The sequence below is a fragment of the Amycolatopsis sp. YIM 10 genome (assembly GCF_009429145.1).
Lineage (GTDB): Bacteria > Actinomycetota > Actinomycetes > Mycobacteriales > Pseudonocardiaceae > Amycolatopsis.
The window spans coordinates 7,526,649-7,541,533 of the sequence record NZ_CP045480.1 but is presented as its reverse complement, the minus strand read 5'-3'; the positions used below and the strand labels follow the sequence as shown (position 1 = coordinate 7,541,533).

Annotated in this window: 13 protein-coding genes; 5 read left to right on the top strand and 8 right to left on the bottom strand. The window is 72.0% G+C overall.

Annotated elements, in window-relative coordinates:
- Positions 1–169: 169 nt before the first annotated feature.
- Entirely contained in the window at positions 170–1,441 is a 1,272-nt protein-coding gene (locus tag YIM_RS35525) for a hypothetical protein (protein WP_153034471.1), read from the top strand.
- Here the strand turns inward: YIM_RS35525 and YIM_RS35520 are convergent.
- The 5 genes from YIM_RS35520 to YIM_RS35500 form a co-directional block, all read right to left on the bottom strand.
- Positions 1,438–2,487, bottom strand: coding sequence for a quinone-dependent dihydroorotate dehydrogenase (locus YIM_RS35520; RefSeq protein WP_153034470.1), 1,050 nt, complete (start codon positions 2,485–2,487; stop codon positions 1,438–1,440). The two genes, YIM_RS35525 and YIM_RS35520, sit on opposite strands and share 4 nt — an antisense overlap.
- Before the next feature lie 2 nt (positions 2,488–2,489).
- A complete protein-coding gene (locus YIM_RS35515; protein ID WP_153034469.1) occupies positions 2,490–3,059 on the bottom strand; it encodes a GNAT family N-acetyltransferase in 570 nt (189 codons plus the stop codon).
- 227 nt (positions 3,060–3,286) lie between these two features.
- Positions 3,287–4,414: an adenosine deaminase gene (gene add / locus YIM_RS35510; protein ID WP_153034468.1), complete on the bottom strand. Its 1,128-nt coding sequence runs from the start codon at positions 4,412–4,414 to the stop codon at positions 3,287–3,289.
- 156 nt (positions 4,415–4,570) lie between these two features.
- Positions 4,571–5,374, bottom strand: a complete 804-nt coding sequence (locus tag YIM_RS35505) for a DNA-formamidopyrimidine glycosylase family protein (RefSeq protein WP_153034467.1) — start codon at positions 5,372–5,374, stop codon at positions 4,571–4,573.
- 164 nt (positions 5,375–5,538) lie between these two features.
- Positions 5,539–6,435 carry a ParA family protein gene (locus YIM_RS35500; protein ID WP_153034466.1) on the bottom strand — a complete coding sequence of 299 codons (897 nt, stop codon included), beginning with the start codon at positions 6,433–6,435 and terminating at the stop codon, positions 5,539–5,541.
- Between the two features lie 43 nt (positions 6,436–6,478).
- On the opposite strand from YIM_RS35500, the gene YIM_RS35495 reads away from it, so the two are divergent.
- From YIM_RS35495 to YIM_RS35485, 3 genes are all read left to right on the top strand, one after another.
- Positions 6,479–7,228, top strand: a complete 750-nt coding sequence (locus YIM_RS35495; RefSeq protein ID WP_153034465.1) for a methyltransferase domain-containing protein — start codon at positions 6,479–6,481, stop codon at positions 7,226–7,228.
- Between the two features lie 72 nt (positions 7,229–7,300).
- On the top strand, positions 7,301–8,569 hold the full coding sequence (gene dinB, locus YIM_RS35490) for a DNA polymerase IV (RefSeq protein ID WP_153034464.1): 1,269 nt from the start codon (positions 7,301–7,303) through the stop codon (positions 8,567–8,569).
- 209 nt (positions 8,570–8,778) lie between these two features.
- Positions 8,779–9,183 (top strand): DUF3040 domain-containing protein, encoded by a 405-nt coding sequence (locus YIM_RS35485; protein ID WP_113697168.1) that lies wholly within the window; start codon positions 8,779–8,781, stop codon positions 9,181–9,183.
- 167 nt (positions 9,184–9,350) lie between these two features.
- Here YIM_RS35485 and YIM_RS35480 read toward each other — a convergent pair whose 3' ends face one another.
- Genes YIM_RS35480 through YIM_RS35470 form a run of 3 tightly spaced genes read right to left on the bottom strand, consistent with a single transcriptional unit; the run spans position 9,351 to position 14,249 of the window.
- Positions 9,351–11,891 carry a DUF3488 and transglutaminase-like domain-containing protein gene (locus YIM_RS35480; protein ID WP_228004229.1) on the bottom strand — a complete coding sequence of 847 codons (2,541 nt, stop codon included), beginning with the start codon at positions 11,889–11,891 and terminating at the stop codon, positions 9,351–9,353.
- Positions 11,888–13,159: a DUF58 domain-containing protein gene (locus YIM_RS35475; RefSeq protein WP_153034463.1), complete on the bottom strand. Its 1,272-nt coding sequence runs from the start codon at positions 13,157–13,159 to the stop codon at positions 11,888–11,890. Before YIM_RS35475 ends, YIM_RS35480 begins: the two co-directional genes overlap by 4 nt.
- A 7-nt stretch (positions 13,160–13,166) precedes the next feature.
- On the bottom strand, positions 13,167–14,249 hold the full coding sequence (locus YIM_RS35470) for a MoxR family ATPase (RefSeq protein WP_153034462.1): 1,083 nt from the start codon (positions 14,247–14,249) through the stop codon (positions 13,167–13,169).
- A 271-nt stretch (positions 14,250–14,520) separates the two neighbouring features.
- On the opposite strand from YIM_RS35470, the gene YIM_RS35465 reads away from it, so the two are divergent.
- Positions 14,521–14,880, top strand: a complete 360-nt coding sequence (locus YIM_RS35465; RefSeq protein ID WP_153034461.1) for a hypothetical protein — start codon at positions 14,521–14,523, stop codon at positions 14,878–14,880.
- Positions 14,881–14,885 lie beyond the last annotated feature (5 nt).

Below are 14,885 nucleotides of genomic sequence, written 5' to 3'. Positions count from 1 at the left end.
GGACACGGTGCTCACCCGGTGTCACTCTGTGACGGAGTGAAACACGTACGTAACCGAATGGACGTTTCCGTCGCAATCGCCGTTGCCTACCGTTTTCCTCATGTCCACATCCATTCCGGGGGTGCCAGTGCGCTGATCGCGGGTCCCCCACGAGGAAAGGACGGCGGCTGTGAACACACTTCCTCCCGAACCGGAGCCGGTATCCACGGCACCGCCGAGTGCTTTCCAGCGGGTGATCTCCGCTTACGAGCGCCTCGCCGAAACCGATCGCGCGGGTGACTGGGAAACCCTGCGTTCCGAAGAGGACGTCCTGGTCGAGGCCAAGGCCATCGACGAACGCGTACGGGCGGGTGAGGACCTGCCGCTGGCCGGGCACCTGCTCGCCGCCGGCGCCACCACGGCGATCGCCGGATTGCCGGGCGATACCGGTCTCGCCGAGGTCAGCGCGGTCGCCGTGCAAAGACTGACGCAGGCTGGAGCGGTGGTGCTCGGCCGGGCCGGGAAAACCTCGGTACCGGCCGTTGTTGTCTCCGGGGCCGCCGATCTGGGCGTGGAGTCGGGCATCCCGCACCGGGAAGCCGCGTTCGTGTTGCGGGCCACGCCGGGGCTCATTCCGGACGCACCGGTGTTCTACGCGCGGGAGCTGACCCTGGCCCGTCTCGCCATGGGCACGGCGACAGCCGCCGACGCCTGGCCCGCCTCGTTCCGGCTGTCCGCCGGGGAGCACCCGCGGGTGGCCGTGCCGGGTGCGGCCGAACTCGCGCCGCTGCCGGTGGCCATCCGGCGGTCGTTCGAGGCCGTGGTGACCGCCTTCGCCGCGTCCGGCATGCGGATCCAGGCTCTGGGGTCTCTGGGGGAGCCGTTCGACGTGCTGCTCACCCCGTTCTCGCTGGACCTGGCCGCACCGGAGCTGCCGACGGTGTCGGTGCCGCTGGGGGAGGTCGCCGGGGAACCGTTCGGCATCACGCTGGCCACGGCGGCCCACGAGGAGCAGCTGGCGCTGGACCTGGCCTCGCTGCTCACCGCGGCGCCGGCCGGGGAGCCGTACGCGGCCACCAGCGTCGAGTTCGTGGTGTTCGGGGAGCAGGTGCGGGGCCGTCCGCTGAGCGCGTGGCTGACCGAACTGGGCGCGCGCTACGCCGGGGACGTGCTCACCGCGTCGCAGTACCGGATGGTGCTGCTCGACGGGCCTGAGGCCGGGGTGATGCCCGGTGCGCAGGCGCTGACCGGGGAGCGGTGGACCGTCTCCCCGGCCGGGTTCGAGCAGCTGCGGGACGGACTCGGTGCCCCGCTGCGGGTCACCCCGGTGCGCCTGGAGAACGGGACGTCGCTACCCGCGATCACCTGCGATCCGATGGCCGAGAGCACCGAACTGACGTCCTATCGGGACTGGCGCGCCTACCTCCGCTTCCTCAGCACGGCGAAGGCGAGGTCCGCCTAGCGGGCGCTCAGGCCCCGGTGTACACGGCGGACCAGGCCGGGGCCGTGCAGGGCGAAGCCGGTGTAGAGCTGGATCAGGCTCGCACCGGCGTCCAGCATGCGCGCGGCGTCGTCGCCGGACATGATGCCGCCGACGCCGATGATCGGCAGCCTGCCGCCGGACTCCTTGTGCACAAAGGCGACCACCTCACGCGCGCGGGTGGTCAGCGGACGGCCGGACAGCCCGCCCGCCTGCTCGGCGATCGAGGCCTCCGCCGGGATGACGCCTTCGCGGCTGAGCGTGGTGTTCGTGGCGATCAGGCCGGACACGGCGTGCTCCTCGCACACCTCGATCAGTTCGGCGAGCGCCTCGTCGGTGAGGTCGGGCGCGACCTTGACCAGCAGCGGGGTGGCCAGCTTGCCCGCCTTCGCCGCGAGCGAGGCCGAGGTGGCCTGCAGCTCGTTGAGCAGCTCGCTCAGCGCCCCGCGGTCCTGGAGGCTGCGCAGGCCGGGAGTGTTGGGGGAGCTGACGTTCACCGCGAAGTAGTCGGCGTGCGGGTGCAGCAGCCGCAACGACTCCTGGTAGTCGGCGACCGCCTCGTCCAGTGGCGCGGCCTTCGACTTGCCGATGCTCACGCCCAGCGGCACCGGCGGCTTGCCGGTCGACTCCAGGCGCTCGGCCAGCGCGGCGGCACCGGCGTTGTTGAAGCCCATCCGGTTGATCACCCCGTCGCTGCCGGGCAGGCTGAACAGCCGCGGCCGGGGGTTACCGGGCTGGGGCAGCCTGGTCACCGTGCCGACCTCGACGAACCCGAAGCCGAGCGCGGGCCAGGCCCGCAGCGCGCGCCCGTCCTTGTCCATGCCCGCGGCCAGGCCGACCGGGTTCGGGAACTGCACGCCGAACACCTTCACCGGCCGTTCCGCGTGGTAGACGCGGTGCAGCGCGCGGAGAACGGGATCGGCGGCGGACAGCCTGCCGAGCGCGGTGACGGTGCGTTCGTGCACCAGCTCGGCGTCGTTCTTGCTCAGCCGGTAGAGCGCGGGGCGGACCAGGTTGTCGAAGAGCACGGCTACATGGTGCCGCACCGGCTCTTCCACTCGTCCTCGAGCATGGCGTAGACGAACTCGTCGCCCCATTCGCCCTTGAACACCTCGGCTTCGCGCAGGTGGGCTTCGCGGCGCAGGCCGAGGCGCTCCATCAGGCGCCAGGAGGCGGTGTTGCGCGCGTCACACCGGCCGCAGATGCGGTGCAGGCCGAGTTCCTCGAAGCCGAGCCGGAGCAGTTCGGTGGCCGACTCACTGGCGTATCCCTTGCCCTGGTGGTCGGGGTGGAACACGAAGCCGAACTCGCCCTGCCGGTGGGCGCGGCTGAGCCACTGCAGGTTGAGGTCGCCGATCAGCTGGCCGGTTTCGGCGAGTTCGACGGCGACGGCGAGGAACTCGCCCTCGGTTTCCAGCGTCGAGTTCCGGATACGGGCTTCCAGCGCCAGCGCGGATTCCTCGCGCGAACGCGGTTCCCAGTAAAGGAAGCGGGCCACCTCGGGCCGCGACTGGAAGTCGTTCAGCTCGTCGAGATCGGCCGGGGTGAACGCCCGCAGCAGCAGGCGCGCCGTCCGGATCGGATAGGCGGGTCGAAGCAAGGTTCCCCAGATTTCTTGCTGTGGTTATGGGTTTCCCCGGTGCGCCTCCCGCACGCCGTCAAACGCGCGGGCCCGAGCCGGACCGTTGCTCGGGAGCACCGGGGAACCGGTGACTGCCTGGTATTCACTGGCAGGCAACAAAACGAAGCAGGGTACGAGCCGACAGGTGGCCGAGGCGCCTGCTTGGTCAGTCCAATCGTTCTGCCGTCCGCTAGCGGACAGTCACCTCACGAGTCCTGTTGATATCCAACTTCGGACCACCTCCCTTCTCGTGTACTGCCCACGCTAGGCAAGTTCTCGCGCTCCGGCAACAAAATTTCGTCGCCCGGTACGGGGAGCGAGTCGATCTCCGCGAGCAGTGCCGCCTTGACCTCGGCACGCAGGAACGAAGACGTCACCGCGTTCGCCGCCAGCTGAGCCAGTTCGGCCGCGCGCAACCCCAGTGTCCGTGCCACCGCCAGGTATTCGCCGTTCAGCGTGGCGCCGAACATGGGTGGGTCGTCGGTGTTCAGCGTGACCACCACGCCGTGGTCCAGCAGGCGCCGCACCGGGTGCGCCTCGAGGGTGGGCACCTGGCCGGTGCGGACGTTCGAGGTCGGGCAGACCTCCAGCGCGATGCGGTGCTCGGCCAGGTGGGCCAGCAGGGCCGGATCGGTGGCGGCACTGGTGCCGTGGCCGATCCGCTCGGCGCCGAGATCGTGCACGGCCGACCAGATCGTGGCCGGGCCACTGGTTTCCCCGGCGTGCGGAACGCTGTGCAACCCGGCTTCGCGCGCGGTGGTGAAGAAGGGGGCGAACTGCGCGCGCCCGACGCCGACCTCCGGCCCGCCGAGGCCGAAGCCGACCAGTCCGTCGGGGCGTTCGCGCAACGCGAACAGCAGCGTTTCCCGGCCGGCCTTCACGCCCTTCTCACCGGGAATGTCGAAGCACCACGCCAGTTCCACCCCGTGCTCGGCCGCCGCGGCGGCCCGGCCATCGGCGAGCCCGTCGAGCAGTTCGTCGCCGGACATGCCGTCGAGGAGGTGGTTGTACGGGGTGACGGTCACCTCGGCGTAGCGGGCGTTCTGGCGCGCGAGATCGGCGGCCAGCCCGACCACCAGCGCGCGGACGTCGTCGCGGCCCTTGACCATCGACTGGACGGCCCAGTAGACGCGGAGGAAGTGGTCGAAGTCGCGGAAGCGGAAGAACTCCGCCAGCGCGGCGCGGTCGGTGGGCACCCCGGCTTCGGGGTGGCGGCGGGCGAGGGCGAGCACGGTGTCGATGCCGGCCGAACCGACCAGGTGCACGTGCAGCTCGACCTTGGGCAGGGCCTGGACGAAGGCGCGCAGATCCGCGCCCGTGGTGTTCGCGGGCATGGCGAAGCTCCCTGTTCTGCTTTCAGGAGAGGAAAGGTGACGGGAAGGGCCGCGGGCGATCAGGGAGCGAGATCGCCGCGTTCGGTGTCCGCGCCGTAGAGCGGCAGCTTGAACGACGTCACGTCGCCGATCCTAGCCGGTCCGCACCGGCATTTCCTAGCTCGCGGGAGCCGGACCCTGCTGGCAGCGGGGGCAGTACCAGGTGGGCCGTCGCTGGACGTCGTGCCCCTGGGTGGCCACGCGCACCCGGCCACCGCAGCGGAAGCAGCCCTGCCGCGTGCGTTCGTAGACCCAGTTCCGCCGCCCGCGCGCCAGCTCACCGGTGGTGCTCTGCTCGTGGCGCCAGGCGTTGGCGAGCAGCAGCTTGCGTGCCAGCGCGACCACCGCTTCACCGTCCACTTCGGATACCGGGGTCCACGGCGTGACCCGCAGCAGGTGGCAGACCTCGCACTTGTAGAGGTTGCCCACGCCCGCCATCACGCGCTGGTCGAGCAGGGCGAGGCCGAGTTCGCGTCCGGGGTCCGCGGCCAGGTTCGCCGCCGCGCGCCGGGCGTGCTCCTCCGTCCACATCGGATCGAGCAGGTCCGGGCCGAGATGGCCGACCAGCCGCGATTCGTCTTTGGTGGCAAGGAGTTCGAGGTCGTGCAGGCGGAAGCCGATGACCAGCGCGGTGGCGTTCTCGAAGACCGCGCGGGCGTGGTGGGCGGGCATCGGCCAGCGCGCGCCGGGGGTGAGGAACCGCCACACGCCGTCCATCTTCAGGTGGCTGTGCAGGCTCAGGTCACCGGAGAAGCGGAGGAACATGTGCTTGCCCGCGGTGCGGACGTCCAGCACCGTGCGCCCGGTCAGGTCCACTGTGGCCAGCCGGGGATGGCGGAGGTCGGCACGCAGCAGTTCCCGCCCGGCCAGTGCCTTCTCCACCCGCTTCCCGGCCAGGAAGACCGTGTCCCCCTCGGGCACCTAGTGGTCACCACCGGAAGTCCTCCGGGGCCTCGACGGCCCAGCTTCCCGCCGGCCGCACCGCGCCAAGGCCCGAGTACGGTCCAGTACGAGGCCCTCGGCGCGGCACGCCCAGCGAAAACCTGGATCCGCCGATACCCGCGAAGGACTTCCGATGGCGACCACTAGCGGCCCTGGCCCGGCCCCACCCGGGGGATCGGGCCGGTGGTTTCGGTCGCTTCCGGCGCGTCGGGGGTCGCCTCGTCGTCGGTCTCCCACGCGGCGCGGTGCCGTCCGGCGCGACTCGACCGCAGGATCTTCGCCAGCACCATGTTGAAGGTCAGCGCGATCTCCTGTGCGCCTGGCGAGTTCCACTCGTGGATCGGCACGCACGCGCCCTGCGCCTGCTGGATGGCCAGCCGGTCGGGAATGGCCGTGGGCATCACCAGCGAGCCGAACGACTCGCGCAGCTCCGCGATGCGGAACTGGTGCTCGTGCGAGCGCACCCGCAGCTTGTTCACCAGCACCCCGACCGGGCGCAGGCCAGGGTTCATCCGGTCGCGGATCTCCTCGATCGCGTCCAGCGCGCGCTCGGCCCCGGCCACGGCGTACATCGTCGGCTCGGTCACCAGCAGCGCGCTGTCCGCGGCCACCAGCGCCGACTTCGTCAGCCTGCCCAGCGACGGCGGGCAGTCCAGGATCACCAGCTCGTACGGGTCGCCCCGGAGCGGCTCGCGGTGCAGCTCGTCGAGCGCGCGCGAGAGGTTCTCCAGCCGCCGGTTCTCCGGGCCGGGCTCGTTGAGCTGCTCCAGGTCCTCCGAGCCGACCAGCACGTCGAGCTGGTCGTCCCAGACGCTCGGCGCGATGGCCCGCTCCAGCATCGCCCGGTGCGGGGTCTCCAGCACCTCGGCGAGCGTGGCTTCGGTCAGCGGCGGGTCCAGCGACGCGGTGGCGTTGCCCTGGGGGTCCAGGTCGGCCACCAGCGTGCGCGAACCCCTACGGAGCGCTGCCGAGGCGATACCCAGCGCGACGGTGGTCTTGCCGACCCCACCCTTGAGGCTCAGTACGGCGACGGTGTGCACGCCACGCAGCCTACGGGCGAAGCCACCACTACGCTGTGGCCCCATGCGAACGGACACCGCGGCGGCCCGCGGCCCGGCGGCGGTCCGCCGGGTGCTGGAATCGGAGCTGACCAAGGCACGGGAACGCGGCTCGGCCGAGCCGCACGTCGTCGACGTGGGCGGTGGCAGCGGCGGGTGGGCCGTGCCCTTCGCCTCCGCCGGCTGCCGGGTGACCGTGGTCGAGCCCAATCCGAACGCGCTGGCCACGCTCCGCCGTCGCGCCGAGGAGGAGGGCGTCGCGCAGCGGATCACCGTGGTCGCCGACGACTCCGACGCGCTGGGCAGGCACGTCGGCGCCGGTTCGGCGGACCTGGTGCTCGCGCACGGGCTGCTGGAGGTCGTGGACGACCCGGCGGCCGCGGTGGCGGCGCTGGCCGAGGCGGTCGCGCCCGGCGGCGCGGTCTCCGTGCTCGCCGCCAACCGCAACGCCGCCGTGCTGCACCGCGCGCTGGCCGGGCGCCTCGTCGACGCCCGCCGCCTGCTGCTGATCGCCGACGGTGTGCTGCCCGAGGAGCGCGAGACGCTGCTGCGCCGGTTCGACAGCGAGACGCTGACCGGGCTGCTGGTGGCCGGTGGCCTCGATGTCGCCTTGCTGCAGGGAGACGGCGTGGTGGCCGACGCGGTGGTGCCGGACGGTGTGCTGGCCACCGACGAGGACCTGACCGAGTTCGAAGCGGTGGCTTCGGCCACCGCGCCGCTGCGCGACATCGCCAGCAGGCTGCACGCACTGGCTCGGCGCCCGGAATTGCCGTAGGCACCGGTTATCCCACCCGCCGCCCGCCACCACCCTCAACGGAGCGCTTCGCGCGCGTACTAACCTCCTTGCATGGGGAGGAACGCCGGGCTGCCCGCCGACTTCGCCCGGTTCAAGGTCACCGCCGAGGCGGAAGCGGCCGGGCCGGGTGCCGAGGGCTGGCCGGAGGACGAAGGCTGCGCCTTCCTGCACGTGGACATGGACGCCTTCTTCGCCGCGGTGGAGCTGCGCACGCGGCCGGAGCTGGTGCACCGGCCGGTGGTGATCGCCGGGGCCGGGCCGCGCTCGGTGGTGCTCTCGGCCAACTACCCGGCGCGCAAGTTCGGCGTGCGCTCGGCGATGCCGGTCGGAGCGGCGAAGCGGCTGTGCCCGCACGCGGTCTACCTGCCGCCGACGCGCGGGCTGTACAGCGAGGTCTCCGCGGGCGTGATGGCCATTTTCGCGGAGCTGACGCCGCTGGTGGAGCCGCTGAGCCTGGACGAGGCCTTTCTCGACGTCAGCGGCGCGCTGAGGCGGCTGGGCACCACGCCGGCCGGGATCGGCGCGATCATCCGGCGGCGGGTCGAGAAGGAGCACGGCATCACCTGCTCGGTGGGTGTGGCCGGGGCCAAGTTCATCGCGAAGCTGGCCTCGGGCATGGCCAAGCCGGACGGCATGATCGTGGTGCCGGTGGCGCAGGCGCTGGATTTCCTGCACCCGCTGCCGGTCTCGGCGCTGTGGGGGGTCGGCAAGCGCACCGAGGAGCAGCTGCGGCGGCTCGGCCTGGCCACCATCGCCGACGTGGCGAACGTGCCGCCCGCCCGGCTGCGGCGGACCGTGGGCAACGCGGTCGGTGACCACCTGTACGCGCTGGCGCACGGGCACGACAACCGGGCCGTGGTGCCGGAGAGCGCGGAGAAGTCGCTGGGCGCCGAGGTCACCTTCGACGTGGACGAGTTCGACCGGGCGAAGCTGGCGCGTGAGCTGCTGCGGCTGTCCGAGCGGGTGGCGGCGAGCCTGCGCGGGCGCGGGCTGCGCGGGCGGACGGTGTCGATCAAGGTGCGGTTCGCCGACTTCAAGACCGTCACCAGGGCCCGCACGCTGGTCTCGGCGACCGATGTGGCGCATGCCATCCACGCCACCGCCGTGACCTTGCTGACGGAGCTGGGGCACGGTGGCGCGGTCCGGCTGATCGGGGTCAGGGTCGAGGGGCTGGAGGACGCGGACTCGGCCGAACAGCTCACCTTCGACACCGACGCCCCGCGCTGGCGCGACGCCGAGGTGGCCGCCGACGTGGCGCGCTCCAAGTTCGGCTCGGCCGCGGTGCGGCCCGCGTCCCTGCTGTCCAGCCACGAAGAGTGAACAGGGGTGGATTCCGGGGGTTCAACCGGGGTTCGGGTACTCGTTGCGGGTGGTTCCCGGCAATTCGTTCAGTGCTTGATACGGGATCGGGTAGTCGTTCGCGCGCCGGACTCGTATCCTGGAGTGCAGACACCCCAGACGGGGTGAAGTTGGGTCCACTACTGTTGCGCGGCCCGGCGCCCGCGACAAGCTGTGCCGGAGGAGGAAAGATGCCACTCTCCGAGCATGAGCAGCGGCTGCTCGACCAGATCGAGCGCGAGCTCTATGCCGAGGACCCCAAGTTCGCATCCACGGTGCGTGGCACCAGGCTGCGCCGACCCGCCCGACGCCGGCGCCTGCAGGGTGTGGCCCTGTTCGTCGTCGGGGTCGCGCTACTGGTGCTTGGCGTGGTGGTGCCGTTCCGGGTGGCCGAGATCCCGCTGATCAGCGTGCTCGGCTTCCTGGTGATGTTCTTTGGGGTTCTGCTCGCCGTCACATCGTTGCGGCAGCAACCAGAGGGTGAAGGATCAGAAGGCGAGCAGGCGGGTTCCTCACGCGGACGGCCGCAGGCGCGCAAGAGCTCGTTCACACAGCGGATGGAGGAGCGCTTCCGCCAGCGTTTCGAAGACCAGTAGCGAGTTTTCCTCCCGAGTGCACAACTGAACCAGCCAGACCAGTTGAGTGGGGCATCGCCGGTTAGCGCCGGCCATGCCCCACAACTGCTTGCCCACCTTGTGCCCTGCGACTCGCCCCGTGCGCGGGACTCGGCCATCGGCTCGAGTCCCGCGCACGGGGAAACCAGTCAGCGGCGGCGGAACAGGGATCGCGGGAAGAGGCGGCCTCGCCACGACATCGGGGCGTTGCGCGTCAGGCTGGTCCGGACGTCGTCGAAGGCTGGGGCGAAGCGCGGGTCGTTGTCCGGCGCGCCGCCGTACCAGGAGCGTTCGACCACGCCCACCACGGTCCGCAGGCCGCCCTTGCCCTCCTCGTCCAGGCGGTGGCGCTGGGCGATCTTCTGGGCGGTGGTCCGCACCGTGTCGCTGACCTCCACCGGCACGCCGCGGTCCCGGCACTCGTCCAGCAACTCCCGCCACGCCGCGTTCGCCGCGTCCGGGCCGCTGGCGCCGATCACCTGCAACCGCTTCCGCCGCACCACTTCGCGCGCCATCGACGGCCCGACCGCGATCAGCAGCACGACCACCAGCGGCACCGCGAGCAGCGCCGTCCACAGCCAGGCCAGCAGGCCGACCCCGGCGATGAACAACCCGGCCGCGATGGCGGGCAGCCAGCTCTCGGCGCTGCCCGGTGGCGCGGCCACGTGCTGGACCTGCTGATCCGGCGCGGCGCCGGGTTTCGGTGGTCTCTTCTTCTTCGCCCGATCGCTTCGCTGCCACAGCACCCCGGCCACCACCATCGCGGCCACCAGCGCCACGAGCGCCAGCCACAGCGCCCAGTCCGGGCCCTCACCCGGCCGCTGCTCCTCCTGCGGCTGGTCCGGCAGCGGGGCGGCGTCCGGCGTGTTCGTCTCCTCACCGGGCAGCCGCGGCGGCTCGACCGTCGGCGCGGCGCTCGTGCCGCCGGTGTTCGCCGGGTCCTCGGTGCTGTTGTCCGGGCGCAGGTACGGCGGGATGAACCCGCGCGAGTCGGCCAGCGGGGTCGGGTCGAAGGTGACCCAGCCCAGCTCGCCGAAGTACACCTCGACCCAGGCGTGCACGTCCTGCGAGGTGATCGACCGGTAGTCCGCGGTGGTGTAACCGGGGGTGAACCCGATCGCCACCCGCGACGGGATCTTCAGCGTGCGCAGCATGACCGCCATCGCCGAGGCGTACTGCTGGCAGTACCCGCGCTTGCCGTTGAGCAGGAAGTCGGCCAGCGCGTCCGAATCGGCGGCCGCCGCGGTGCGGGTGTCGTAGGTGAACCCGTTCCGCGAGTTGAAGTAGTTCCAGACCGCGGTGGCCCGGTCGAAGTCGTTGGTCGCGCCCTGGACCAGCTGCTTGGTCAGCGCGGTCACCCGGTCGTCGACCTGGTCCAGTCGCGTGTAGATGGACGGGATCTGGTCGGCCTCGGTGTCGGCGTTGCGCAGCGCCTCCTTGGTCGGCATGCGCAGCGAAGCGGTCTGCACGTAGGGCGGCGCCTGGCGCGCGGCCTCGCTGTACACCGCGCCGCTGACCGAGTCGTACTGCCAGCCGTCGGAGATGTTGCGCAGCGCGCGCGGCGCCCCGTAGACCGGCAGCCAGACGTCGACCCAGTTGATCGGCTCGATCTGGATTTCCTTGGTCTCCCCGGTGCCGTCGTCACCGGGAGCCAGCGGCAGGCTGGGCTGGTTCGCGGGCACACCGGGCGGCATCCGCGGCTCGTCGGCGATCTTCCAGCCCTGGTTCGGCTCGAAGTGGTTGAGCGTGAACGCGCGCAGCATCCGGCGGTCGTTGGGGGCGTTCATCCCGCGCACCCGGAACAGCTCCACGTTCTGCCCCTGTTCGAGCAGCCCGCGCAGCTGGGTGAACGGGTTGACGCCGAGCCCGCCGGTCTTCCCGCTGCCTTCACCGGCCTTCGGATCACCGGGGAAGCTGCCAACGGTGCCGATCGCGGTGATCGTGCCGCCGGCGACCAGGCCGAGCACCAGCGCCAGGGCGACCACGGCCACCGGGGCGGAGGCCGCCGCGGGTGACGCGCCGAGGCCGGGCGCGGTCCGGTTGCGCCAGCGCCGGTGCCGGTGGCTGCCGTCGACGGCGAGCAGTCCGGCGAAGGCAGCCGCGCCGAGCAGGAAGGTCCACCACGGCAGCATGCCGTCGGACAGCGACGCCGGGACCGCGTAGACGCACAACAGCACCAGCCCGGTGGCCGCGGGCGCCGAAGCCGCCACGGCGAGCGTGTCCACCAGCACCGCGACCAGGCCGATGGCGATGGTGACCAGGCACAGGATCGGCGGGGTCGGCTCCACCGGCGGCAGGCCCATCCGGATCTGCTCGGCCGACTCGATCAGCACCTCGCGCAGTTCCGACAGCGCCGCCGGGCCGGGAATGATGCCGAGAATGCCGTTGCTGGTGAACACCCCGGTGATCAGGAACGCCAGCACCAGCAGTTGCGCCAGCCCGACCAGCAGGGTCGGCGTGCGCAGCGAGCGCAGGGCCAGCCCGGTGCACGCGATCAGCACCACGGCGACGATCAGGTAGCCGAACCAGGCCGCGCCGCCGACCACCCCGGTGATCGAGGTGGAGGCGCAGATGGTGGCCAGTCCGGCGGCGAGCGGGGCGAAGATCGAGCTGACCCACGGCGCGGCCGGGGGCGCCGGCCGTTCGGCCGGGGTGTGCGGGATCGGCGGAGCCGGGGGCGCGGTGGTCACCTGGCGTCCCCGATCAGCGTGCCGCGGCGAGCGGTCGACCGGCACAGCTCGCCCCAGACCTGCGGCATCGGGCTGGCCGGTCCGGCCACCACCACGCCCCAGCCCGCCGCGCGCAGCAGGCTCGCCGACTCCTCGGTGGCGGCGGCGCGGTGTTCGGGCGCGCTGACCCCGCCGGACCAGGCCGGGGTGTCGAGCAGGACGGCGAGGCTGCGGATGCCGCGCGGGCGGAACCGGTTGAGTTCGTGCACCGCCTCGTTGCTCACGGTGCCGAGCACGGCGATCAGCTCCTGTCCCTCGGCGGGATCGCTGCCGGTGGTCACGTCGCGCTGGTGCGCGGGCTGCAATCCGGCGAGCGCGTCGAGAATGAGGTGGTCGTGGTGGTCGCCGCCGTCGCCGGGGGCGTCGGCCAGGGTCAGCCCGTGCTCGGTGACCAGCCGGACGCGGTGCCCGGCGCGGCGCAGGTGCAGGCAGACGCTGGCCACGAAGGACACCGCCCACTCCAGGCTGGCCGACGGGCCGGTGCCGTGGTGCGCGGCCGCGCGGTGGTCCAGCAGCACGGTGGTGCCGCCGCGCCACGGCCGCTCCTCGACGCGGACCATGATCTCGTCGCGGCGGGCGGTCGAGCGCCAGTGCACCTTGCGCAGGTCGTCGCCCTGGCGGTACTGCCGGACGATCACGTCGGACTCGCCCTGCCCGGCGTGCAGCCGGACGTTGCCGTCGTCGCCGACGCCGATGCCCGCGCCGGACGGCAGCCCCCACAGGCTGACGAACCGGGGCACCACCACCAGCTTGGTGTGCCCGATCAGCTCCCGCTCGAACTCGCACAGCCCGAACGGATCGGTGACCGTGGCGCGCAGCGGGCCGACCTGCTGGATCCCGCGCAGCATCGGCTGGATCGGGTAGCGCAGGGCGACCGCCTGGTGCTGCGGCAGCCGCTCGACCACGAACCGGGGCCGCCCGCCGAGCGAGTACGGCACGCCGTCCTCGAGCAGCACCTCCCCGGTCGGCAGCCGCCCGGTGCGCCACAGCTCCAGCTGCACCTCACCGGCGCCGCCGACCTGCACCCGGTCCGGGAACAGCTTGCGGGCGGCGCCGATGCGCACCTTGGCCGCCGAAATGAACCAGGCGACCAGCAGCGGCAGCGCGATGACGAATATCGCGACCCGCAGCAGGTCGCGCTCGTTGAGCACGGTGGCGCAGACCGCGGCGGCCACGCCCGCGGCGAGCAGGCAACGGCCGCGGGTGGTCAGGCCGGACAGCGCGCGCATGACCGGGCTACCGGCGGCTCTGCCCGTTGGCCTGCGTGCCCGCCTGCGGCACCGGCACCCGGCCGAGCACCGCGCGCACCACGTCGGTGGCCGACCGGCGGGCGGCGTGCGCCTCGGTGGTCAGCACCAGGCGGTGCGCGAGCACCGGCACGGCGACCGCGTGCAGGTCGTCCGGGACCACGTACTCCCGGCCGGCCAGCGCGGCCTGCGCGCGGGCCGCGCGGACCAGCTGCAGGGTGGCGCGCGGGGAGGCGCCGAGGCGGATCTCCGGCAGCTGCCGGGTGGCCGAAGCCAGCTCGACCGCGTACTGCCGGACCTCGGGTGCCATGTGGACCTTGCGGACCGCGCGGATCAGCCGGTGCACGGTGGCCGCGTCGGAGACCGGGCGGAGGTCCTTCAGCGGGTTGTGCCCGGCGTGCTCGTCGACCATGGCCAGCTCGGCCTGCGGGTCGGGGTAACCGATCGACACGCGCGCGGTGAAGCGGTCGCGCTGCGCCTCCGGCAGGGCGTAGGTGCCCTCCATCTCGATCGGGTTCTGGGTGGCGATCACCATGAACGGCTCTTCCAGCTCGTAGGTGCTGGTGTCGACCGTGACCTGGTGCTCCTCCATGCATTCCAGCAGGGAGGACTGCGTCTTCGGCGAGGCGCGGTTGATCTCGTCGCCGACCACGATGTTCGCGAACACCGGGCCGGGGCGGAACTCGAACCCGCCGGTCTGCCGGTTGTAGATGGACACCCCGGTGACGTCGCTGGGCAGCAGGTCGGGGGTGAACTGGATGCGGCTGACCGTGCAGTCGATGGACCGGGCCAGCGCCTTGGCCAGCGAGGTCTTCCCGACCCCCGGCACGTCCTCGACCAGCAGGTGGCCCTCGGCGAGCAGGGTGACCAGCGCGATCCGCACCACGTCCGGCTTGCCGACCAGCACCCGCTCGACGTTGGCCGCGATCCTGGCCGCGGTGTCGTGCAGTTCGCCGAGCGACGCTGAGCCGTGCCCGTTGGCGCCGCTCGTCCCGCGCACGCCCGACCCAGCCTCAGCGGGGTAGTAGGGCGCCTGGTCGCCGGGCACCGCGGACTGCGTTCTCGACGTCACTCGACCTCCTGGTGCCGACGCGCATGCGTCTTGGAACAACGGGCGGACGCGCCCGTGCGTGCCTGTCCGGCCACCCGTTCTAAGGGTCAGCCTCCCACGAAGTGTGTCAAACGTGAGCGAAACGTTGGTGAGAACCCTGCGATCACTGAGTGCTACCGACAATATTGGGCCATTCGAGTGAGTAACGCGCTGGTGGGCTGGGCGATGTCCTCACGCCCGGTTCTGTCGTATTCTCCTGAGCGGATTCAGCCGGCTACGGAAGGTGCTTGCCATGCCGGAGGTCGAAACGAGGGACCGGGTCACCGCCGGGGCGGCCGCCGCCTTCAGCGTGGCGCCGGAGCTGGCCGGTGACGCCTTCACGCGGCTGTCGGAGTTGCAGGACGTGGTCGGGGAGATGGTCCGCCACGCCAAGGTGCTCGGCAGGCAGGTTCCCCTCGGAGGTGGATACGCGGACGAGGTCGGCCGGTTCATGGCCGAGTACGGCATCGGGCAGCGGGGTTCGGCGGTCGAGTCGCTGATCGCCTTCGGCCGGGAGCTGGAGGACCTCAAGTCCCGCATCGCCGAGGCGATGGAGCAGTACTCCGATGCCGACGGCAAGGCCGCCGACGACGTCGAATGCACCGGCGGCTGACCCGG